Here is a 551-nt window from a genome sequence, read left to right on the forward strand (position 1 = left end):
TGCTTCTGAAACGGTGCAAAAAATAGTAGCTAAACACTGCGAAGGAAAAGATCCCTATACGGCGATCATTGTCGATACCGAAGCGGCACTGGAAAAGAACTTTGGCGCTGTCTCAGTTAACGTGCCATACAAAGGTCACTTCGCTCAACTTGCCGAAATGAAGAAACAACATCCTGATCTCAAAATTCTTCCTTCTTTTGGTGGCTGGACAATGTCCGAACCGTTCCATGCTATGACGCAAAACAAACAAGCGATGGATCAATTCTCAAAAAGTGCCGTTGAGTTGATTGCTCAATATGATTTCTTTGATGGCATTGATTTGGATTGGGAATACCCAGGCGGTGGCGGTTTAACAACGTCGCCTTGGAACCCAGATACCAAGCTTTCTGATGAACAAAAAGCGTCTGAGCGTGAGGCGTTTACCTACTTGGTGACAACCATGCGTGCAGAGTTAGATGAACTCACAAATCAAACCAAACGTGAATACGAGCTTTCTACGGCGGTAGGCGTTGGTCCAAAAGCGGCAGGTATCGATTGGAAAGCAGCAGAAC

The 551-nt window shown here is 45.7% G+C and carries 1 protein-coding gene; it reads left to right on the forward strand.

The window, feature by feature from the left end; translation table 11 throughout:
* The coding region (locus R7Q09_RS27670; protein ID WP_318144150.1) for a glycosyl hydrolase family 18 protein at nt 1–551 on the forward strand (551 nt) is incomplete at both ends.

The organism is Vibrio sp. 2130-1 (assembly GCF_033339515.1).